This window comes from Paenibacillus sp. MT86 (assembly GCF_058792535.1).
Genome location: NZ_CM179499.1, coordinates 2,954,574 through 2,978,014 on the forward strand (window position 1 = coordinate 2,954,574; position 23,441 = coordinate 2,978,014).

The 23,441-nt window shown below is 47.7% G+C and carries 18 protein-coding genes; 17 read left to right on the forward strand and 1 reads right to left on the reverse strand.

All coding sequences use genetic code 11. The features are described from left to right. Positions 1–31 precede the first annotated feature (31 nt). From AC3RCL_RS13095 to nagA, 11 genes are all read left to right on the forward strand, one after another. On the forward strand, positions 32–961 hold the full coding sequence (locus tag AC3RCL_RS13095) for a dihydrodipicolinate synthase family protein (RefSeq protein ID WP_492535640.1): 930 nt from the start codon (positions 32–34) through the stop codon (positions 959–961). A gap of 194 nt (positions 962–1,155) precedes the next feature. Then, positions 1,156–2,511 (forward strand): ABC transporter substrate-binding protein, encoded by a 1,356-nt coding sequence (locus AC3RCL_RS13100; protein ID WP_492535641.1) that lies wholly within the window; start codon positions 1,156–1,158, stop codon positions 2,509–2,511. Between the two features lie 281 nt (positions 2,512–2,792). Beyond that, positions 2,793–5,066, forward strand: a complete 2,274-nt coding sequence (locus AC3RCL_RS13105; RefSeq protein ID WP_492535643.1) for an FIMAH domain-containing protein — start codon at positions 2,793–2,795, stop codon at positions 5,064–5,066. Between the two features lie 313 nt (positions 5,067–5,379). Then, positions 5,380–6,054, forward strand: coding sequence for a hypothetical protein (locus AC3RCL_RS13110; RefSeq protein WP_192571593.1), 675 nt, complete (start codon positions 5,380–5,382; stop codon positions 6,052–6,054). A gap of 24 nt (positions 6,055–6,078) precedes the next feature. Beyond that, a complete protein-coding gene (locus AC3RCL_RS13115; RefSeq protein ID WP_492536343.1) occupies positions 6,079–6,435 on the forward strand; it encodes an immunity protein PIM1 family protein in 357 nt (118 codons plus the stop codon). Between the two features lie 298 nt (positions 6,436–6,733). Further along, the gene (locus AC3RCL_RS13120; RefSeq protein WP_492535645.1) at positions 6,734–7,765 is read left to right on the forward strand and encodes an ROK family protein; all 1,032 of its coding nucleotides are present in this window, start codon (positions 6,734–6,736) and stop codon (positions 7,763–7,765) included. Positions 7,766–7,902: 137 nt separating this feature from the next. After that, positions 7,903–8,478 carry a sugar O-acetyltransferase gene (locus AC3RCL_RS13125; RefSeq protein ID WP_492535648.1) on the forward strand — a complete coding sequence of 192 codons (576 nt, stop codon included), beginning with the start codon at positions 7,903–7,905 and terminating at the stop codon, positions 8,476–8,478. Between the two features lie 30 nt (positions 8,479–8,508). Continuing rightward, a complete protein-coding gene (locus tag AC3RCL_RS13130) occupies positions 8,509–9,426 on the forward strand; it encodes a prenyltransferase/squalene oxidase repeat-containing protein (RefSeq protein WP_492535650.1) in 918 nt (305 codons plus the stop codon). 235 nt (positions 9,427–9,661) lie between these two features. Beyond that, complete coding sequence (locus tag AC3RCL_RS13135) at positions 9,662–10,135, forward strand: GlcG/HbpS family heme-binding protein (protein WP_096774095.1); 474 nt, start codon at positions 9,662–9,664, stop codon at positions 10,133–10,135. 270 nt (positions 10,136–10,405) lie between these two features. Further along, entirely contained in the window at positions 10,406–11,191 is a 786-nt protein-coding gene (locus tag AC3RCL_RS13140; RefSeq protein WP_486047226.1) for a DeoR/GlpR family DNA-binding transcription regulator, read from the forward strand. After that, positions 11,191–12,342, forward strand: coding sequence for an N-acetylglucosamine-6-phosphate deacetylase (gene nagA / locus AC3RCL_RS13145; RefSeq protein ID WP_492535653.1), 1,152 nt, complete (start codon positions 11,191–11,193; stop codon positions 12,340–12,342). The genes AC3RCL_RS13140 and nagA overlap by 1 nt, the downstream gene beginning before the upstream one ends. 150 nt (positions 12,343–12,492) lie before the next feature. Here the strand turns inward: nagA and AC3RCL_RS13150 are convergent, their stop codons facing one another. Beyond that, positions 12,493–13,455, reverse strand: coding sequence for a metallophosphoesterase family protein (locus tag AC3RCL_RS13150; protein WP_492535655.1), 963 nt, complete (start codon positions 13,453–13,455; stop codon positions 12,493–12,495). A gap of 235 nt (positions 13,456–13,690) precedes the next feature. Between AC3RCL_RS13150 and AC3RCL_RS13155 the strand changes: the two genes are divergently transcribed. The 6 genes from AC3RCL_RS13155 (at position 13,691) to AC3RCL_RS13180 (ending at position 23,362) form a co-directional block, all read left to right on the forward strand. After that, entirely contained in the window at positions 13,691–14,617 is a 927-nt protein-coding gene (locus AC3RCL_RS13155; protein ID WP_213578911.1) for an ABC transporter permease, read from the forward strand. A 17-nt stretch (positions 14,618–14,634) separates the two neighbouring features. Continuing rightward, positions 14,635–15,537: a carbohydrate ABC transporter permease gene (locus AC3RCL_RS13160; protein ID WP_176502412.1), complete on the forward strand. Its 903-nt coding sequence runs from the start codon at positions 14,635–14,637 to the stop codon at positions 15,535–15,537. Positions 15,538–15,641: 104 nt separating this feature from the next. Beyond that, positions 15,642–17,135: an ABC transporter substrate-binding protein gene (locus AC3RCL_RS13165; protein WP_492535658.1), complete on the forward strand. Its 1,494-nt coding sequence runs from the start codon at positions 15,642–15,644 to the stop codon at positions 17,133–17,135. A gap of 164 nt (positions 17,136–17,299) precedes the next feature. Next, on the forward strand, positions 17,300–19,045 hold the full coding sequence (locus AC3RCL_RS13170) for a sensor histidine kinase (protein ID WP_492535660.1): 1,746 nt from the start codon (positions 17,300–17,302) through the stop codon (positions 19,043–19,045). 22 nt (positions 19,046–19,067) lie between these two features. Beyond that, the gene (locus AC3RCL_RS13175; protein ID WP_492535662.1) at positions 19,068–20,657 is read left to right on the forward strand and encodes a helix-turn-helix domain-containing protein; all 1,590 of its coding nucleotides are present in this window, start codon (positions 19,068–19,070) and stop codon (positions 20,655–20,657) included. 209 nt (positions 20,658–20,866) lie between these two features. Then, a complete protein-coding gene (locus AC3RCL_RS13180) occupies positions 20,867–23,362 on the forward strand; it encodes a GH39 family glycosyl hydrolase (protein ID WP_492535664.1) in 2,496 nt (831 codons plus the stop codon). Positions 23,363–23,441: the final 79 nt, after the last annotated feature.

A 23,441-nucleotide genomic window follows, 5' to 3' on the forward strand; every position in this document is an offset into this window, starting at 1 on the left:
AATGATACGAACCATTCAGGAGGGGACGCATATGTATCAGATCATCACCGATGGCAACTGGCCGGTTATGCTAACGCCGTTTTCGGAGCAGAACAATGTGGATTACGAGGCCTTGGAGCGCCTTATCGATTGGTATATCGAACGGGGGGCAGACGGACTCTTTGCCGTCTGTCAATCCAGCGAAATGTATACATTGACTCTGGAGGAGCGCGTATTGATTGCAGCCTTCGTCAAAGCGAAGGCTGCCGGCCGGGTACCGGTCATTGCATCGGGTCATGTATCGGATGCGTTTGAGGACCAGGTAACAGAGCTGAACGCCATGGCCGAAACCGGCGTCGACGCCGTCGTACTAATCACGAACAGGCTTGCCGCCGCTGAGGAATCCGATGATGTGTGGCTGGCGAATCTCGATAAGCTGCTCGGGCGTTTACCAGAACACGTCCCCCTCGGATTATATGAGTGTCCAGCCCCGTATCGGCGGCTTCTGACGCCCGAGATGCTGAAGAAATGCTCCGATACCGGACGCTTCAGGTTTATCAAGGACGTGAGCTGCGACCTGCAGCTGATCGGGGATAAACTCAAGGCGGTCCGGGGCGGAAGTCTGAAAATCTTCAACGCCAATACGGCGACGCTTCTGGACAGCTACCGGCTCGGCGCTTTCGGCTTCAGCGGCGTGATGGCCAACTTCCACCCCGAGTTGTATACATGGCTGTTCAGGAATTGGGAAAGCCAACCGGAAGCGGCAGGGGAACTGTCTGATTTTCTTAGTGTGTCGTCATTTCTTGAGAAGCAGCTCTACCCGGTGAATGCCAAGTATTACCTCATGCTGGAGGGCATACTGACAAACTATCGCTGCCGTTCGAAAAATCATGAGGAATTCAGTGCCACCCAACGGCTGGAGATCGAGCAATTATACCGGGTGTCCAAACAATATGCCCGGAAGTATCCCGTTTTTACTTAAAGCGATATCGGAAAAATAACGTTGAAGAGTAAAGTCGCCTACCATGGCGGCTTTTTTAGTATTGTTAATTCAAGATTGTCTGCTTGGATACAGCTTCCACAGGATTTCATTTTGCCAAACGAACTGAAGAGTGATTATACTATAAGAATGGATTGATGCAGCAAACCAGTTATGGTAAATAAAGGTGGTCTCATATGGCTAAATCCGACCGGTATACGTATCAAAATAAAATGAAGCACATGGTCACCGACCTGCGCCAACAAATTAAACGCGGCACTTACGCTCAAGGCGAATATCTACCATCGGAGATGACCCTGATCGAGCTGTATGGACTGAGCAAAAATTCAGTCCGGCAGGCGCTGGATCAGCTGGTTCAGGAAGAATTGATCGTGAAAGTGCCTCGCGTAGGCACCCAAGTAGTTGCAGCTTCCCGGCAAACCCGTAAGATTCGTTTCGGTTTGTACCCTTCCCTATATGCGGAGGCCGAAATGGAAGATGTGCTCGCCTTATTTCAGGAGCGGCATCCGGGGGTGGCTGTGGAGATTGTGGACCTTCCCTACGAACATCCGGAAAGCATCGCCAATCTGATGAGGCTTGGCATTGTGGATGTGCTGTCCGTCAACATCCAGGATATGATGCATTTTCAGGAGAACGGCAGTACCGGTCTGTTTTACCGTCAGGAGCCGCGCGCGTCTACTTATACTTTTTTGCACAGCCCGTTCATGGATGCCGAAGGCCGGCTGGCGGCGCAGCCGTTCATTCATTCTCCCGTCCTCTTGGCCTACAATAAAGAACATCTGCGGGAAAAGCGCCAGTTTGAGCCGGACAGCAGTTGGGGCTGGGACGATCTCCAGCGAATGCTGCGTGAGCTGAGAAGCCCCGGGCGCTACAGCCTGGCCTTGCAATTGTACTCGTTGAACCGCTGGCCGATATTCCTCATGCAGCGAAGGGGCAATGCTGAGATCGATGCTTCGTGGAGCCGTGCGGTCGAGGGGCTGTCTTGGCTTCGCGGATTGATTCACGAGGACGGCATGTTCCCGCTGGCCTTGGCCCAAGGGGCTTTTGAAGCAGAGAAGCTGTTCCGCGAGCAAAAGGTCTCTGTCATTCTGACGACCTATTATCTGCTCAACCAGCTGAAGGGAGCGACCTTTGATTATGACGTCGCGCCGCTGCCGCATTTTGATCATGGGACAACCCTGCTATTGGGCACCGGAATCGGGGTCAGCGCGTGCTCCAAGGAGAGGGAGCTGGCCCAGAGCTTTGCCGATTTCCTAGTCTCTGACGAAGTGCAGGAATACATTCGCAGGCATACCTACAGCATTCCGGCGAACCGTTACATCACCGAGAACGTAGATCCGGAGATGGAAGGCCGGCCGTCCCGTCTCAACCTGCATCGAGAAATAGCCCCGCTGTATAAGACCTGCAGAGATGTAGGGCTTAGCCTGGACGAGATGCTGCTGTTCCGGGAACGGCTGAAGCAATATTTCTCCTACCTTGTAGACGAAAGGGAACTGATATCCGTGCTGCGCAGGAAAACGGCAGGAAGCTAAATGGTTACGAAAGCTGCGACCGATGAGGTCGCGGCTTTTTTTTTGAGTTATCGTTTTCTATTTGAATAACCAGATAAGAACCAGTTGACAGACAGTGGGGTGTATGCTAAATTCTTTGCGAACATATGAACTACATAAATACCAGAGAAGCATGAACAACACTTCATAACGGAGGAGGGATGCCGCGATCCTTGCTAGGTAAACGCTCGAGTTGCCCTTATAGGTCGGTCCATTTGATTGATTTGGCAGTACATTCCATACCAGAAACGAGGTCTGAATTGATGAACGTTACCCACAGCAAATCTCAAGCGAAGAAGGGACTCCGTCATCTATGTCTCGCCATTTGCATCACATTGCTGACTGCGGTTTTCTTCCCGGCAAGCGCCTCGGCGGAAATCGGCAAAACTTACAGCGACCCTATCGATTTGGGCTCCCCGATGCAAAGCGTTGCCATATATGACGGGGCCTTTGGCATACAAGACGGACGGGAGGTTATTTATACGACGGTGTCCGGCAAGCCGGCTATTTTTCATGTCATTGATCTGAAAACCAAAGAGGTGCTGAGCACGCATCCGCTTACGGGTTCCGAAAGCTCGTGGACGCATTTGACGACCCCGGACGGCACGGTGTATATCGGGGGCAACGGCACGCTGTACGCCTACTCTCCGGTCACGAAACAGCTGAAAAATCTGGGCGGCATCGGTGAGCAGGTTGTGTACGGCCTGTCTCACGATGAACAGGGCCGTGTCTACTTCGGTTCTTACCCGAATGCGAAAGCGGGCCGATACGATCCAGCTACAGGGGAAATGAAGGACTACGGCATCGTAGGCACAGGCCAAAGCTACAGCCGTTCCACGGCATATCATGGCGGATATCTGTATGTCGGCATCGGGATTGAAGGCAGCATTATAAAAGTGAACGTAGCGACTGGGGAGAAGGAAACCATCCAGCTTCCGTCCTATAACGGAGCGGTAGACCTCGGCATGGTGAACCAGCTGGACGTTGCGGGCAAATATTTGGTTGCCGGCATCGGCAAAGGGAACAGCGGGCTTCTGTTCTATGACCTGGAGCTGCAGCAATGGAGCGATACCTACCATCTGAACAATAAAGGCATCCGCCTCTCTTACGGGCCGGAGGGCAGCAATAAAATCTATTTCGTCCAGAATAACCATCTGATGGAAGTGGATTTGAATACCCTTGCTGCGGTTGACACCGGCGTCGTGTACGGAACGTTCCTGCGCAATACGGCCTGGGTGGAGGTGCCGAACGATCCGGATCTACCGGGTGTTTCGCTTGCAACCGTTCAATTCGGAGGCAGCGTCGCTTACATGAATCTGACGACCAAGCAGGTCAAAGCCGTACCTTATCCGGTGAAAGGCAATCCGATTCCTGTTCAAACCATGGAGAACGGTCCGGATGGACGGCTGTTTATCAGCGGTTACCCTGGCGGCACAGGGTCCGCGTATTCCATCGACACCGGAACCTTCGAGACCTTCCCGATGGGTCAGTCGGAGGGCATGGCCGCCATGAACGGCAAGATGTATATGGGCGTATATCCGGGTGCGGATATTTTCGAATACAATGCGGAAAATCCGACCCAGCGCAAGAGCCTGTTCAAAATTACCGGTCAGGACCGTCCGTTCATCATGAGAGCAGCGGAAGGTAAACTGTTCATCGGCACCATTCCGGATTACGGCAAGCTGGGCGGCTCCCTGACGATCTATGATCCGGCAAACAGCAGCCAGTATACCGAATACAAAAACGTCATCAACAATCAATCGATTGTCGGCATTGCGGTAAAAGACGGTAAGGTATATGGCTCAACCACCGTTGCCGGCGGGCTGGGCATCACGCCTTCCGAGCCGGCTGCCAAAATGTTTGTCTGGGATATCGCGACGGGCAAGGTGGAGAAGGAATGGGTTCCTTCTATTGAAGGTGCTTCTCCAACGCCGCATATTATTAGCGGAACCAGCTTCGGTCCGGACGGACTGCTGTGGGCGGCTTACGACGGGACGCTCTTTGCCGTAGATCCGGATACCCTGGAAATCGTAAAAAGCAAAACGATATACAAAGGCGTGGAGAAATACGGCAACTGGCGTCCGGTGTATATTCGCTGGAGCGAGGACGGCCTCATGTATCTGACGCTTGCCGGTCACGTCACCGTGGTTGACCCGGTTACGATGGAGTTTCAGACGCTGGCGGAATCCCAGCATGTGAATCTCGGACACGACGGCCATATTTACTACACGAATGATACGCAATTGATGAAGATTGAAGTGTCGGATGCTGCAGCATCGGATACGATTGGGGCACTGATGGACGATATTCAGTCCTGGAAGCAACAAGGCGATATCAGCCATCCGCTGAGCCAGCAGATCGGCAATGCGCTGAAACAAGCGGAGCTGAAGCAGAAGCAAGGGAAGCAGGAACAGGCCGTGAAACACCTGAATGATGCGCTCAAGCACCTGAATAAAGCTAAAATCGGCGGGATAACCGAAGAGAAGCGTTCGGAAGTGAAGCAGCGCATTCAAGCGTTCATTGATGAATGGTCCTGATTGAATCAAGGAGATGGTGGTAGGTTGAAATTACCGCAACCATAACGGAATTTTTCATGACAAAAGTCGCCAATCTGGCGACTTTTTTTGTTCCTGCGATGCAGGTGCTTACCTTTGGACGATAAGAAGAGAGACGAACCTATCAACACAGCCGTCTAAGGTGATGGCTTATTGTTAACCGAAGCCAATGAAGGAGATTTGTGTGTTAATATAGTAACGTGTTTAGCTGAGGAGCTGAGGGGCATTCGGTCGGTGAACTTTTGTTACCAGAACCTTAATAACCAGCTTAACGGCGAGAAGGAGAAGGGTACATATGGATAAGCAGGCTTATGCACGGTATCTGCTCAACCTGATGGATGAAGAAGCAGATTCCGATGAGGCCGTGATTGAAGAAGCAGCGTTATATGGATATTTTCAAATGTATATGCCTAGCGGAAAAGGGGTGGAGGCCACCTTTGAGCCGCTTGAGGATGGACATGCTTACTTGCGGCGGATCTCCCGGATTTACGAGATGCTGGACCCGGAGGATTTTACCGGAGGAACAGTGCCGGCCTATTTTAACGGCAAAGGGGATGAGGTATCCGAGGACGTATTGAGAGGTTATGGCGAGCAGTTTATTCGGGAGTTAAAGCAGCTGCTGGATATTTTTGCGAAATGGGAACGTGCAGCGGAAGCGGTCGCCTACCTGGATGGAATCGAAAAAATCGAGCTTCTTCCTCCAGGGAAAATAGACAGCGTTCGCGAATCCTATGATCCCGATGTCTATGAGGCGCTGTCCGAAGTGATTATGGAGCACAAAAACGAAGAGGAGCCTATAGAGATTCTGGACGAGGCTTTTTATTCGATTGCCTGCGATTACTGGATCTCCTACTATTTGCAGTGGCACCGTTACGGGCTAAAAGGCGACCCGATGGCGCCGTATTTCGAGCTGCACAGGTTGGGGTATTCGGCTGTTTTCTCAGGCGAGAAGCTGTATATCGGCACATAGCATAGAAGGAGGAGAGAAGTCTTGATGACAGCGGCCGAGATGTTTTCGATGATCAGCGCAGGCAGCTTTTTTGAAAATGTCTTTGATAAAGAAGTGGATTGGAATGCCGAATTAGATGTGCGGGACACGGATGAATTTGACTCGGCATGGAATTCATGTTACGAGAAATTGCATGAACTTTGTCCCTCTGAAAGTCAGACAACCCGGGATATTCGGGAATATGCATTCAAGCAAACGTTCAGGATCACCCGGAATGCTGAACTGGCGGGTTATGTATCCGATGACTGGGGCCTGATTTCCACGGCGCTGGAGAACAACATTCAGATTGAATTTATCAATAACCTATGGGACTCCTATCTTAAAGGGAATTTTCCAACATGATCCTAAAAATGAAAATGCAATGTTCATTAGACGGGCTAGCAGACACTTGAAATAGGAAGTGGATGCCCGATTAAGAGGCTGGGCACAACTTTGGCAATCATGGTGTAGAGTCGGTTGCCAGCCTTTTCTTTTTTGAACGAAGGATTGGGTAAAGGATCACGAAGTGTTATCAATTGCCGTCGTTGTTTTACCTGAATTTTATGGATAGAGGGCTGGAATGATTACTGGTAGACAAACGAATAACGATATAATATAGTACTTATTATAAGAGTTATAAAAACTATTTGAGGTTTTGATTATGAACTCCATTACAAACAACACCATGTTGGTTAAACAAATGAATCAGGAGAAAGTTCGACAGGCGCTCATGGCGATGAGAACGGCTACGAAGGCCATGGTTGCGCAAGCTACCAGCTTAAGCATCGCCACTTGTAATCATATTCTTAACGAGTTGCTGGATGCCGGTGAAGTGTTGGAGGTGGCTGTGGATGACTCGAAGGGCGGACGTCCAGCCAAAATGTACCAGTATAACATGCATCATTCATATATTATTGCTGCCATTGTCAAAACCGAAGCGGGATCCCGCTCTCTTACATATGCAATCGCCAATATGGCCGGGGAGATTGTAGACCAAGGGTATGAAGAACATAATCGAATAGATCCCGCCTTAATCGATCGGGTAATCGAGAGGCTTATCTTGCAATATCCGCAAATACGGGCGGTTGGGATCGGCGTCCCCGGTGCAGTCGACCAGGGGGTCATCAATGTCAGTGATATACCGGAACTGATTAACGTTCCTTTGGAAGCGTTCATTCGCGATAAGCATAAGGTTGAGGTCATTCTTGAAAATGACATGAACTTGACCGTATATGGCTTCTACCATAAACAAGGGTGTGATGAGAAACAGACGGTTGCCGTCGTAACTTTCATCGATGGCAGCTTACCCGGTGCAGGCATGATGGTGGATGGGCGTATTCATCGAGGTTTTACACGATTTGCTGGCGAAATTGCTTTTTTGCCGTTAGGCATATCCCAAGAGGCTCAATTCCAACAGCTGCACGATCGGAAAACTTTTCATGTACTGGCTGCGCATTCAGTGGCAAGCCTGATCGCCATATTAAATCCAGAAACGATTGCTTTGACTGGGAGCCTGGTGCAGCCGGATGATGTGAACATCATCCGGCAGGAATGTCTGAAGTATATTCCGGAAATGCACATGCCTCAAATGATATTACTAGAACATCCGGATCAGGACTATATGTACGGGTTAATTGCCAGGACCTTGGAAAGCCTTGCTTATTCGCTTGAGCTTGTGGAGAAGGGGAAGTGATATCTATCTAATGACTTCCTTCTGTGGGGCGGGTCTTATTGGCAGAGAGCTATGCCGCTTTAGACAGGACGTTATGACACAACTAGTTTGTCGGACAGAGACTTGACTTCAAGATGAGAGAGGATTGGATTATCAGGATGAAAACAGAAAAACAAAAGATGCTGGATGGAGAACTATATATTGCTTCCGATCCTGAACTAATGCGAGACCGGGCATATGCAAGGCGAATGATTCGGCTGTTTAACCAGACTACGGAGATGGAAGATCAACAACGAATTCAAATATTGAAAGAATTGCTGGGATCAACTGGCGATCACATAGGAATGGAGCCTAACATTCGTTTCGACTATGGCTACAACATACACGTAGGCGAGAACTTCTTCGCGAATTTTGATTGTACCATCCTGGATGTGTGTGAAGTGCGAATCGGCGATAACTGCATGTTCGGCCCAGGCGTTCATGTGTATACGGCAACGCATCCGGTGGACCCGTTCGAGAGAATTAAAGGGCCGGAATATGGAAAGCCGGTAACCATCGGAAACAACGTATGGGTCGGAGGACGTTCAACCATCAATCCAGGCGTCACGGTAGGCAATAATGTCGTGATTGCTTCCGGGGCAGTGGTTACCAAGGACATACCGGATAACGTGGTTGTCGGGGGCAATCCAGCAAGGGTGATTAAGGAAATCGAAATCCGAATGACGGAAGCGTGAACCGGAAAATGTCAATGAAGGGGATGTAGAATGGAATCTAATCAGAGAATCCGTTTGGCAATTGAAGAGTCGATCCAATTCCTTGAATCTACTTCGCAATGGGAGACGGGTCACGTCGAGAACAGCCGCCATAAATGGGATGGCGCTTGGTGGCATATGGCCGCTCTATACGAAATGGGAGAGGTGAAGCTGATCCCGGAATCGGTTATCGCTAGGGCTAAACATCTACTCGAAACCCAGGTTTGGCGGACCTTCATCATTACAGCCGATGACCAGCCAACCAACGATAGTGACCGGTTGAAGATGGATTGCTGCCATTGTGAACTTGCCGTATTCTATATGATTCTGAAAGCGTATGGCTGCGATGTGGACACGGAGCTGCCCTGGATTCGCGAATGGCTCTTAAAGCATCAGCTGCCAGACGGCGGATTGAACTGCGAGCCGGAAGCTTATATTCATTCAAGAAAAAGCTCTATCATTTCAACGCTTCCCCCGCTGGAAGCGATCTTATGGCATACAGACCGTGAATTCACCGAACAGGAAGCCGCTTTCTTGGATGAAGGCGCCCGGTATTTGATCGAGCATCGTCTGGTGTGTTCGAAACAGCATGGCGGCGTTCTGGATATGGATTGGCTGAAGCCCTGCTTTCCGCGTTTTTTTGAATATGATAGCCTACGCGGGATGTCCTTCTTGGCAGAATGGTCCCGGCGCAGAAACAAAGCGCTGCCGGTCGACCTGCTTGTGGAAGGTGTGGAACGATTGAAGATATACATAGAAGCGGATGGCTTACGGATCGGCAGACAGGTCCATGATCCACATGGCCCTTGGGGTGGGCAAACCTTCCCGTTGTTAGAAGCATTAGCCGGACTGGGTGAGGTCTCGCCTTATTTAACCGGACAATTGGATCGAGTTATCGAACGGTTGGGACCGGCATTTGCCTATGCCTAACACAGGCTTCAGTATTGCCACACTAGTCGAATAGCATTGCACCAGGAGTACGCAGCCTTCTTTCAAAGCGGGAGGAACTCAACATGGTGCCAAATAAGTCGCGGAAATCGCGGCTTTTTTTGTTATTAGCTTGTTCTAATGTCGCCGTATTCCGGAAGTGCTGGCATTGGGCAATTCACCTATATAGGCAATGGCAATATAATGTAGTATTTCTTTTAAGCAAAGGAGAGCTACCATGTACAAACTCACTTTAACTGCGGCTAAGAAGTTATTGGAAACTGCTGAACACCAAGCACGACAAATGGGTCTTAATTCTGATGTAGCGATCGTTGATGAAGGGGGGAACCTCATAGCTTTTCATCGGATGGATAACGCGAGAATAGCAGGCATAGATATCGCCATTGGCAAGGCTTGGACCAGCGTAGCGATGCAAATGCCGACGGCGAATTTAGCGCAATCTGCGCTTCCGGGCGGAGCTACATTTGGCATTAATACAACGAATCAGGGTAGAGTCGTCATACTTGGCGGAGGGATTCCGCTCGTTCACGAAGGCAGGGTTGTCGGCGGCATTGGTGTAAGCGGAGGAACTAGCGCACAAGACATCGATGTAGCCAATGCCGCTGTGCAGGCGTTCGAAAATATGAGATATCAAGAAAATCAATATTTAAATGCAAGGATCGGTACGATCCAGCAATCATTTACTTATTAACGGGTTCCATGCATCGACGGTAAGGGCAGGCTGCTTCCGTTCAAGAAGGAGTCTATCATCATCCAAGCTATGAGTAGTGACTTACATCACGATTACCGGAATGGGAATTGTCGAAGAGCTAACATATGTCTACTAAAAAACCACGATGATCGTGGTTTTTTAGTGTTTGTAATAACAAGAATAAACTTATAAATACTTATTGTTTGTTTTTAATTGCTTATATATACTTATAAATATAATACAAATGCTTAAACAGAGGAGGAATGAGATGTGTTCCAAGAAGAACGACTCGTAAAAATCCTGGATTATTTAAAACAACATAAAACGATGAGTGTTGGCGAGATATGCTCGTTTTTTCAAGTGTCGCGGGATACCGCACGCAGGGATATTGTCAGATTAGTACAAGAAGGAGTGGTTGTTCGAACACACGGAGGGGTAGCCTTGCCTGATCTGCAAAAGGAACTGACTTCATATCAGGAACGACTTATTGATGAGCCCACAGGCAAGAACGTGATCGGCAAGCATGCCGCTAAACTGATTCGGGACCACGAAACGGTATTCTTGGACGTATCTACGACCGTACAATTTGTTGCGGAGCATATTCAAGCGAAACAGATAACCGCGGTTACGCACTCCATAGATAATGTAGGGATACTTTCCAAACGAGAAGATCTGAGCATCTACGTGCTCGGCGGTTATCTGCATACCCAAAATCGATTATTATACGGTCCTTCCGTCATCGATAAAATCAGTGAAATCCGCGCCGACAAAGCGTTCATCGGTGCGACGGCAATCCAGACTGACGGACTCTATTATCCATATGAAGACGATGTCCGGGTGAAGAGGGAGATGGCCCGGCGCTCGGATCAGGTCATACTTGTTGCGGATCATACCAAATTCACGGTGAAATCAAGGTTCAAGCTGGACTTTGATCATGTGGATATTATTGTAACCGATCAATCGATCCCCGTTGACATACAAGAAATATTAGACCAGAAAAATATTACGCTCATAGAATGTCAGACTCATAACCCACAGGACGGAGTTGAGCCATAATGAACAACAAAATCATTCAACATGTCAAAGTCCACCTGCCTCATCAAATACTTCCTTCTGCAACGGTTTGGATTTCGAACGGAAAGTTGAAGAGAATAGAACCAACGCAAGAAATTGAAACAATCGAAGGCGATGCTGAACGGATTGATGGAAACGGAATGTGGCTTATACCGGGGATGATTGATGTTCATATCCATGGGGCCAACGGCTATGACATGATGGATGGAACCGAGGACAGCATTCAAGAAGTGTCACGCGCTTGTGCGGCAACCGGCTGCACCTCGTTTCTGGCAACTTCCGTGAGTTCAACGATAGAGGATTTATTGAACATGATCCGCAGCGTAAAAGCTGTCATCGGACGAGAACAAGGGGCAAGGATCGCCGGCATTCATTTGGAAGGCCCTTATTTGAATCCGAAGCGTAAAGGGATGCAAAACGAAAAATATCTTCGCCACCCGAATCTGGAAGAAATGAAGTTGATTATTCGGGAAGCGGGCTCGCTGATCAAAATGGTAACGATCGCCCCGGAATTGCCTGGAGGCTTGGAGCTTATATCCTTTTTGAAAGAGCAGGGCGTCGTGATTGCCGTAGCTCATTCCGATGCTACTTACGAGGAAGCAAAGCTGGCTTTTACAGCCGGAGCGAGTCATGTAACCCATTGCTTTAACGGCATGAGACCGATTCACCATCGAGATCCCGGACTGATTGTAGCCGCGTTCGAAGAAGCGCATGTAAGCCTGCAAGCGATTGTCGATCAAGTCCATCTTCATCCGGCCATTGTCAGATTAATGCATCGTCTCAAAGGGCCGGAAGGCATGGTGCTTATTACGGATGCGCTTCAGGCGATGGGATTAGGTGATGGAAATTATATGTTTGGTGGTCATCACGTCACCGTTTCCGAGGGGATTGCCAGGCTTGCGGACGGCACTTTAGCATCGAGTACCGTGACTATGAATGAAGCGTTGCGTCTGACCGAAGCCAACGGCATTTCGATGGAGGATGCCGTGCGCATGGCTTCAACAACGCCTGCCCATATTCTTGGTTTATCTCGCAAGGGAAAAATCGAGGTCGGATACGATGCGGATCTCGTTCTGATGGATGAAAGGCATCAAGTGCAGTGGACGATGATTGAGGGTAACATGTACCAATGAAGGACACGTAACTTCTTATTCATTCACGCATTATCATACGACAGACAGGGGGCGCCCCAGGTCAATGGACCTTTTGGGGCACTCCCTTTTTTTGCATCCAAAACTTTAACAGCCTTTTAGTGCGATCTAAATAGATACAGACAATTCAGTCTAAGTCGATTCGATCTTAAGAGCGCGCCCTTCGGGTATATGCGCAGGCTGATCATGAACGATGCTTCCATCTTCTAGATGAAGCCACGTTTCAAAGCTCCGCTGGCCTTCCGTTAATTGGATCACCCTTGCTCCAGGTTGAAATGGTCGATCCAGATAAGCATTGCGGGACGTACGACCATAACAAAGACGGATTCCATGCAGCGTTCCCCAGAAATCGTTCCCATGGTCATGGCCTACAAAAGTTCCCATGATATCGCCCATTTCCAGCATGGCCGCAAAAAATCCGGTATTGATGAGCGGTGCGCAGCAATAGGCGTCTAACTTCTGTCCGTAACAGACCGAGAAATCCCAGATGCCATTGTATTCCGGCAGAGGAATATGAAAGAAGCCGAGTGAAGGGAGGGGCTCACCTCCGTTTCTAGCGGTCAGACGATGAGACGCTTCCGTATACCATGCGATCTGACTTCGGCGAATCCAGTCATAGAATCCAACCCGCAGATGCTCAAGCGGTGAGTAGCTCCCCGAATCCAGAAAAAACAAGGCGGCTGCCGGCTGGTGAAGCCCGTCCAGAATTTCAAGCACATAATTGCCTACCCCGTGGACATTCGGCGGATCGGGCTGTGCATAACAGTACCGATGTGATAGCTGGAGATAGTGCAGCTGCTCACGAGTCATTTCAGCAGCTTCGGAATCATGATTGCCGAATACGGCGGCCCATGGAATGTGCATTTCTTCGGGGACCGATACCGCATCTTTAAAAGCTTGAATGGGATTCGGACTTTTATTGCTTGCAATGACATCCCCGGTATAAATCACCAAATCCGGCTGTTCCTTCTCCAGAATACTCTTCATCATGGCCTTCATCTGCATTTCTTCCTCATCCGGTTCACAAAATTCCGTGTCGGTAAACTGTACGATCTTAAACGTGCCATTCCACTTAAAATGCAATGATTTTCTCATTTGCGCCAACACCCCTTATTCATACCATCTGTCCAGATCTTCATATGAGCCATGACAGCGATTACGCCCCTAGCATAATGAGTCTGGTTGAAGCTGTCAATTGCCATTTGAAGCCGGGTGAGAAGAAGTCACCATTGTGGTATCAGAAAGTCATATGGATAGTGGTTGACCGGAAACATCGGTTATAGAATGAGGATGCAAAGGTTTACATGACGTGATAAGAAGGGGCTGGAACATGAGGGGTTCGTCTCATTTACGGAAGAGGCTAAAGAAGTATAAGTGGCTGCTGCTAATGACATTGCCGGGGATCGTCTACTTGTTCATCAACAACTATGTCCCCATGTACGGCGTGATTCTAGCATTCAAAAACTATAATTATGTCGATGGTATATGGGGAAGTGCGTGGGCAGGGTTCGATAACTTCAAGTTCTTGTTCAACTCACAGGATGCGTACATCATTACTCGGAATACCTTCCTTTACAATTTCGTTTTTATTGTGCTCAACCTGGTGTTAGCCGTTCTGGTAGCGCTGCTGATTAATGAAATTAAGGATAAAGCGATCAGCCGGTTCTATCAAAGCACATTCCTGCTGCCGCATATCATTTCGATGGTCGTGGTCGCCTATCTGGTCTACAGCTTTTTGAACGTGGATAGCGGTCTTGTGAACAGATTATTGATCCATTGGTTTGGTTCTGAGGCGGTATCTTGGTACGGGGAACCGAAGTATTGGCCTTACATCCTGGTCATCGTCAATGCATGGAAGAACGTTGGTTATCTATCCATCATCTATTTCGCTTCCATTATCGGAATAGACAAAGAATATTATGAAGCCGCCACAATTGACGGTGCAACCAAGTGGAAGCAGATGACCCGGATCACCATCCCGCTTATTTTGCCAGTCATCACCACCATGACCCTGCTCGCCGTCAGCGGCATTCTGCGGTCCGATTTCGGATTGTTCTATCAGGTACCTATGAATACAGGCGCTTTGATCCCGACCACGAATACCATCGATACCTTTGTCTATCGTGCCATGATTCAATCTGGAGATATCGGCATGTCGACAGCGGCTGGATTCTATCAATCCGTCGTTTGTTTGGTGCTCATCCTGGTAGCGAATACGGCAGTAAGGCGCATTAATAAACGCGACGCTTTATTTTAACAGAGAGGGAGGCAGAGATGGTGAAAGTGTTGAGTACGAAAAAATGGATCGGCGCATCATCGATTCACCTGTTCTTTTGGGCATTTACAGTTGCTTCGTTAATTCCGTTCATCCTGGTCTTTATGGTGTCGATCTCCAGTGAAGATTCCATCCTGCAGAACGGGTACTCATTGTTTCCCAGTCAAATCAGCTTTGCGGCCTATCAATTTTTATTCAATGATTTTTCGGAAATAGCGAAAGCTTACGGCGTTACGATTTTGACCACGCTGGTTGGAACCGTCGTAAGCCTTTTGATAACAGCGCTTTTTGCTTATCCGTTATCCAGACCCGAGCTGCCGTTTCGCCGTACCATTTCCTTTTATATTTTTTTCACTATGCTGTTTGGCGGCGGTATGGTACCTTGGTATATCACGTATGTGAATATGTTTGACCTGAAAAATACGATATTCGCCATGATCATTCCCAACCTGCTGTTAAGCGCCTTCAATGTCCTGCTCATGCGAAGCTTTTTCGCCTCGACCATCCCGGAATCCGTGGTTGAATCCGCGACGATTGACGGTGCAAGCGAACTGAAGATTTTCTTTAAAATCGTCGTTCCGCTTTCTTTGCCGATTATGGCCACGATTGGACTGTTTAACACGTTGTCCTATTGGAATGACTGGTACAACTGCATGCTGTTTATCGATAAACCCGAGCTGTATAACATCCAATATCTGATGACAAAGACGCTCACGAACATTCAGTATCTTCTAATGAAGTCTAACAGTTCGGCTCAAGTCGGGGACCTGCTCGCCAAGATGCCAAGGGAAACCGTCCGCATGGCACTTGCCATTGTCGGCATTGCCCCCTTGATGTTCGCCTATCCGTTCTTCCAGAAGTATTACATCAGCGGGATTACAACCGGTGCCGTGAAAGGTTAGCAGCCATGCGATCGTTCAATAGAGGAGGTGGGGCAGGTTAGGCGATTTGCACTCCATTTCATGCCTTAGATTAAAGTTTATTGTTGAGAGGAGAACTTAGGGATATGAAAAAAGCGCATTATCTGGTGCTTATGATCATGCTTTGCGGAATGCTTGCATTAACAGGCTGCAGTAAGGGGGGGACCGAAAATGCTACGGATACAGGGAGGAAACAAGCCCAAACGGAACCCTATAAAATAACGCTCGTATATCCGGCAACCGCTCCCAAAGACTTGCAGCTTGTTCAGGAAGAAATGAGCAAATATCTGACGGAGAAGATCAATGCGACGATTGAGCTCAAGCCTATCGAATGGGCTTCCTGGGATGATAAAACCAATTTAATGAAAATCTCCAATGAGCCTTTTGATTTGATGTTCACAGCCAGCTGGTTCTCATACGCGAAAGATGTCGCCAAAGGGCAGTACTTGGACCTCGACGAATTAATGGCCCAACACGGCAAAGATATTCCGGGCATTCTGGGTGAGGATTTTATTAAAGGCTCCAGAATCGGCGGCAAGCTGTACGCGCTTCCGACCAAGAAAGAATTCGGACAGGGATTCGGATTCCTTCTCGACAAGAAGCTTGTAGATAAATACAAGTTCGATATTAATGGGGTTAAGACCCTGGAAGATATGGAAGCGATGTTCCAAACGATTAAAGACAATGAGCCTGGCGTGATTCCAATTGTTTCAAGCAAGTTTACGAATATTTGGGATGCAGCCAATTATGATGGCATCGTTGCCAATCTTTCGATTCCGCGGGGAAGTACGGAGTTGAAAGCCGTGGATACCCTGGAGGATCCAAAATTCATCGAATTCTACAAACGGATGCATCAGTGGAATCAGAACGGTTGGTTTGATAAAGATATCCTGACATCAGACGCGGATCAGGGCATGAATATGATTAAGGCGGGCAAAGCCTTTGCGGTTGCCCAATCCTTAAAGCCGGGGAAAGACAAGGAAATGAGCATAACATCGGGTGTAGAAGTTGTGCAGGTAGAGACGGCGGAGCCGTTTACGACGACAGGTGACGCGCAGGGGGCGATGCTCGGAATTTCGCGAACCTCTAAGGATCCTGCAAGAGCCATGATGTTCCTTAATCTGCTGTACAGTGATCCTAAGCTGCTCAATATGCTGTACTGGGGGATCGAAGGCAAACATTATGTGAAGAAATCGGATAACGTGATCGATTATCCTGAAGGCGTGAACGCGGACACGCAAGGCTATCCTAATCCGGGAGGCTGGATGTTCGGGAACCAGTTCAATTCTTATTTATGGGTAAATGAAGATCCGAATAAATGGGAAGAGTTCAAGAAGTTTAATGAACGAGCGGAGCATTCTATCGCGCTTGGCTTTGCCTTTGATCAAGAACCGGTTAAATCGGAGATGGCCTCCATAGCGAATGTCGAGAAAGAGTTCGGGGCTACTTTAAAATCGGGAGCCGTTGATCCGGAGAAAATTATTGCTAAATGGAAAGAAAAACGGAAATCTGCCGGCTTTGACAAGGTTAAAGCTGAGGTTGAAAAGCAGCTGGCCGCATGGGCAGAAACTCAGAAATAACGAAGCTAAGGGAATAGGGGGATTCCGAATCGGGACTATCGTTGTATGTCCTATAAGGGATTCCCTTTTTTCCCGTATGTGACTATACTCAGAGTGTAGATGGCCTGCTATACTGCAGAAGCACATTCTGCCAACCTTTCCATGGAGCCGAGGTAGTGTATGCTATGTTGAATATTAAAGACTCGCTTCGCTTTAAGCTAATCATCGGTTTCGTTACGATCGCGGTTCCTCTTGTTACCTTGCTTCTCTACAATAACTACTATGCATCCAATACGATCAGGGAGCAGGTAGCGGACTCGAATAAAAATTCGATGATACTTTATTCGCACCAGATCGAGGCTGCCCTGAACAAGGAAACGAATTTTTTGTACAACATTGCCGTTGAAGATCCGAATATTGCCGCACTCTCACAGCTTCTCAATGACCCTGACGAGTACTTTCTTGCCAAGGCCAGAATTTTGAATGCGCTTACGCGTTATCATCGTTTTGACAACAGCGTCGATCTTCAATTTATCTACTCCGTGCAGAAGCAGGATTTATTCAGTACACCGATCAAGACCCAATCTTACGATGAGTTGTTGTCCATCAAAACGACCATTGAACAGCTGGTCAAGGAGGTTGGACCGGACAGCGCCTATTTCCGCGAATGGAAGGCGATTGAGTACAGCCAGCATAAATACGCATTGATCAGACTGGTGGATACGGGAGATGATTTTTACCTCGGGGCGTTTGTGGAACTGGAGAACCTGATGATTCCGCTGGATTTGATTCATCTGGAATATGGCTTTGCCAGCTTTGTGAATGAGCAGGGTGAATTGATTACCAATACGTCGGCTATCGGAACGAACCGCCTGAATACCGCTCTCGCCTCTGAATCCAACGAAGTCTATCAAATCGTAAAGAAGGATGATCAAAAATATATCGTAGTCATGAATCAAATTCAGGGCACGGATGTCATACTCAGCGCTTTTGTACCCGAGTCCCAGATGCTGAAGAATCTGTATCACTTTCGTCGAGGGATTATCATCATATCCATCGTGGCATTCATCATTCTGATTATCTATTTGGTTTATCTCAATGAGATCATCCTGAAGCCCATGAACAATCTTGTCCGCGGGATGCGCAGGATCAAGCACGGGGACTGGGACACGCGGCTTCATGCCTCTAAAGCGAAGGAATTCACCATGATCAACGAAACATTCAACAGCATGGCCTCCGAGATTCATGAGCTGAAGATCAGCGTTTACGAGGAACAGATCAAGGCGCATCAGGCCGAACTTAAGCATTTACAGCTCCAAATCAATCCCCATTTTTTATTGAACTCCATCAATATCGTCTACAATTTGGCTGAAATCAAGAATTATAGCGTGATCCAGCTCATGTGCATGAACCTCGTCAAGTACTTTCGTTTTACAACGAAGACGAATCAAATCGCGGTAACGATTGCCGAAGAAATGGAGCATATGGAGAGTTATATCAAAATCCAGCAGGTCCGTTTTCCAGAGCGAGTCACCTATGAAATCGACATTTCGGAGGGGGCAGACCAAGCGGCAATTCCGCCGCTCTTAATTCAGCCGTTTATTGAAAATGCAATCAAATACGGATTTGATTTCATGGATCATCCTTTCCATATTGCGATACATATCAGCCTTCCAATCCATGATCAATTGGAGATCGTGATTTCCGATAACGGGAGCGGCTTCTCCCGGGAAGTGCTGGAGAAATTACAATCGGGCGGTTTCATGGAGAATCAGACAGGGGAGCATCTAGGAATCACCAATGTACAGTACCGTCTTAGGCATATCTTTGGACATATGGCTCGCCTGGAATTTGACAATGCTCCGAATTCAGGCGCCAGAATAAGAATTGTACTTCCTTTCCGAACGGTAGAGCAGTTTACTTCATATTGATGATCTGTATGGGGGTAGTCGCATGTATAAGGCGCTTATAGTAGATGATGAGATCTATGCAGTAATGGGAATTAAGAGCGGCGTGAATTGGCAGGAACTGCAGGTATCTGAAGTGTATGAGGCTTATAATATGCGCGATGCATTACAGGTTTTTGAACGCACACCGATTGATATTATGATCTGCGATATCGAAATGCCCAAAGGGACAGGAATCGAGCTGCTCGAGAGGGTGAATGATATTTCTCCCGATACAGAGACTATTTTTCTAACCGCCCACTCCGCATTTGACTTCATGAAGAGAGCGATTCAGCTGGATGGCTTCGATTATTTGTTAAAACCGATCGAATTTGATGTGCTTCAGGCAACCATAGCCAAAGCGCTGCATTCGATTAAACAGGAGCGGGAACTCCGTCATATGCGAGAGCATTACAAACCGTATTATGAGCTGTGGCAGAAGAAAAAAAGCCTGATCACGGATAAGTTTTGGAATGATGTATTTTCGGGAAGGATCGTCTGCACCCCAGCTAATGTTACGGATGTTCTTGAGGAGCATGAGCTTAGCGGATTGCAAGAGGCTGTATTCATGCCTGTTCTGGTGAGCGTGGAATCGTGGCTTCGCGAGCTCAGCACAAAGGATGAAGAAATTATGGAATATGCTATCCGCAAAGGCGCATCCGAAATGCTGCTGCCCGCCGGCCATGGAGAGGTCATTCAGACCAAGCAGGGGGTGAACGTCGTCCTTATTGCTGGAGAAGAGGGGGCGGAGGGGGAAGCCGCACATGAACTGAACTTGCGCTGTGAAAAATACATTCAGGACTGTTATACCTACTTTGGCTGTAATTTTTCCTGTTATATCGGCAATCGATCCACTTTGTATGAAATTGCCGATACGTACAGGCAGCTGCTGGAGATGGAATACAACAATCTGAATAAATCCAACCAAGTGTACAGGCTGGCTTCACTAGGCACCCAATCCATGAAGACGATGATTCCGCGAATATCCACCTGGACCCTCCTTATGGAGCATGGCCAACTCGAAGAAATGCAGCGAGAGATACATGGACGCATGGAAGAGCTGAGCCGATATCCGCAGCTTTCGGTTAGTGAGCTTGAAGGCTTCCGGCAAGAATTTATGCAAATGGTGCATTATATTCTTCATAAAAATGGACTGTCTGCGTTGGAGTTGTTTCAGGATCAGGCAGGAATTCATCTGTATGCTCAACCGCGAAATATTGAACAATTGAAAGCAACGGTTCTCCAAGTCGTTCAGGTCATTCATGATCAGCTCCATCCAAGCTGCTCCGTGATTCAACGCATACAATCCTATATTAAGGAACATTTGCACGAATCGATCACAAGAGAACAGCTTGCCAGCTTCGTACATCTCAATCCAGCTTATCTGTCCCGTCTGTTCAAACGCGAGGTGGGCGAATCGATTACAGATTACATATTGCATGTCCGGATGTCGCAGGCTAAGGATTTGATCTTAACATCGACCATCCCCATATCCGAAGTAGCCAAGACCTTTGGTTATCATAATTTCTCGCATTTTTCCAAAATGTTCAGAAAAGTATATCAAGTTTCTCCGCAGGAGTTTAGACAGCAATCTTAATCTTAACGAGGATTTTCATTCGATAAGCCGTCAAACTAGTACCGGATGGCCTGTTTTCTAATGTATGTATAAGTCGTAAACGATACATGCTATAATGATAAGCTTCTAAAATCTAAGAATATGTTTGTAATCTATGAGACACTGAATAATCTAATCGCTACTTAAAACAAAGCTATATCGTTTCAGTTCATTAGAAATGAGGGCAAATTATGCGTTACCTTTATGAATTTATCGAGCATCAAGAGGATATGCCCTTTAAACTGTTTGTCAACAGCGTGAAACATGTTCCATTTCACTGGCATAAAGAGGTGGAGATTGTCTATGTTCTCCAAGGTTCTGTTATCATGCATCTTGATCAGAAGGAGTATGTTCTACATCAGGACGACGTCGTAGTGGTGAACAGCATGTCGATCCATAAGTTTGAGCAGAATGACCATGACAATATATTATTAACGCTTCAGTTTGGGCCGGAATGGCTTCAAAATAACGTTTTTATTTCTTGTAATTCAGCGAATGAGCCTGAGCCGACCGGTTCCCGATTGGACACGATCAAGCAAGAGCTTGCGAAGATGGTATGGGAAATGAACAAGAAGTCCCCAGGCTATCGAAGCTTTACCTTGGGAAGGCTGCAAACGTTATGTGGACATTTATTGCGATATTTTTCGGAAGGAATCAACCCGGAAGCTGAAGAAGGCGGCAAGAGCTATGACTATAAAAGGTTGAATCGGGTTCTAACCTATATCGATCAAAATTACAAAGAGAAGATTACACTGCAGACGATGGCGGAACAAGAGCACTTAAGTTTGCATTATTTTTCTCACTTCTTCACCGATAAAATCGGTATTCCTTTTCAAAAGTATTTAACGCTGATCCGTTTGGAGAAGGCCCAGTCGGAGCTTTCGGGAAGTGAAAAGAGCATTACCGAAATTGCGATGGATTGCGGTTTTGCGAACGTAAAGCTATTCAATAAGTACTTCAAGGAGAAGTACGGTTGTACACCGAGCTCGTACCGTGAAGCCGCTGCCTCGCTTCAGGATAAGCCTAATCGAAAACCGCTTACATATGAAGAATCCTCGAGCGGAGACTATTATGAATTAGATACGATCAATGCGATGGGGTCGTTATATCGATATCTGGAAGTGAAGTCGGATCTAGAACGGGAGAGGGCCAACCCTTTAGCAGCGGTTGTTTCGGATCATGAGCAAATACAGATTCAGCCGGGGATGACGTCAGCAGGGTACAAAAAGCACTGGAACGTTATTACAACAGCGGGCAGGGCCGTTGAAGGGCTGCGCGATGACTGGCGACGGCAGCTGACCGAGCTTAAAGCCCGAATTCCTTTTGAATACATACGCTTCCATGGCATCTTTAATGATGAGATGATGGTGTATAACGAACAGGATGACGGGACTCCTGTCTATAACTGGGCCTATGTTGACAAGCTGTATGACTTTCTTATTGGGCTGGGCATCCGGCCGTTCGTGGAGCTTGGTTTCATGCCGACCCTGCTCAGCCGCTCCAGCGAAACGGTATTCTGGTGGAGAGGGAATATTTCCCCTCCGGCCGATCAGGCAAAATGGGAGGCGCTGGTTCGTGAGTTCGTCCAGCACTGTTTAAACCGCTATGGGGCTCAGGAAGTAAAACAATGGTATTTTGAAGTCTGGAACGAACCGGATTTATCAGGCGTATGCTGGGCAGGCAGCAAGGAGGAATACTTCTCGTTTTATGAGTCTACCGTTCGAGTGATCAAGTCGGTTCTGCCTGAACTAAAAACAGGGGGCCCGGCTTTAGGTTATGGGTCACTCTGGAACGACACATGGACCGAGGAGTTTATGGAATATTGCAAAAGGCACCAAGTTCCGGTCGATTTCTTTTCCTTTCATATCTATTCGGAATATCCTCAGCTTAAAGCAGAGCAGAACATATTGACGAGAATGATGCCGCCAACCTTTTATAAAGAGAGCATCCATCGACTGCAGGAAAAAATGGAGGTGGCCTCTTTCCGGGATATGGAGCTGCATATTACCGAATGGAACTTTTCGCTCTATGACCGGCACCTGCTGCACGATACCATGTTTATGGCCCCATTTGTGATGTATCATGCGATGAATACACTGGGAGACGTAAAGGCCATGGCTTTTTGGTGCTTTACGGATGTGTTTGAGGAAAGTCTTGTTCCATCCTCTCCGTTTTACGGAGGTTTTGGTTTAATGAATCGGGATGGACTTAAGAAGCCGAGTTATTACGCCTTTGAGCTTCTTCAGAAATTGGGTGAAGAGATAACCGTTAAGGGTGAAGGCTATGTGGGCACTCAGAATCAAGATGGGAGCATGCAGCTTCTGCTGTATCATTACGTCCATTTGGATCATATGTTTTCAAGCGGAGACTGGTCGGAAATGTCCAATCATAACCGTTACGGCGTGTTCGAGGAGAAGGGCAGCAAGGAGTTTCAAGTCAACATTCCTCATCTTTCAGGAACCTATAAGTGCACGACTTATCAGATGGACAGAGATCATGGCTCCGTTTTTGACGAGTGGGTCCGTATGGGAGCACCCGAAATCTTGACGGAGGAGGAACTCGCGTATCTTCGCGGAAGAAGCGGCCCTGTCATCCGAACAGAGACTATAGAGGATCAGGGTTGGTATAAAGAGATCGTTCTTCCACCGCATGGTGTCCTATTGCTCACCTTAGAGAAACAGTTTTAAACACTAAAGGCTTCAAGAACACCACCGCTCTATAAGAGAGGGGTGTTTTTTGCTGTCCGATCCTGGCGGCTTAGATTTG